The sequence below is a fragment of the Holdemania filiformis genome (genome assembly GCF_003459085.1).
Classification (GTDB): Bacteria; Bacillota_I; Bacilli_A; order Erysipelotrichales; family Erysipelotrichaceae; genus Holdemania; species Holdemania filiformis.
Window position 1 is genome coordinate 1 of record NZ_QRUP01000004.1, and the last position, 249, is coordinate 249.

The following is a 249-nucleotide window of genomic DNA, read 5'->3' on the forward strand; positions in this document are numbered from 1 at the left end:
GGAAGGGTATGGCGTTGTTCAGGTAAATCCAGCGTACACAAGTCAAATTGGGAAAGAAAAATACAGCCGGAAGATGGGCTGTACAGTGCATATGGCCGCTTCGTTTGTGATCGGGCGTCGCGGAATGGGATATCAGAATTAAATAGAAACGCGGTTCTTCAATCTGTCCAAAGATGACAGCTTCCAGAGGAAAGCTGGTTTTCAAGGCAGAATGAACTTGAAGAACCGCAAGATAGAGAATACGCCTGA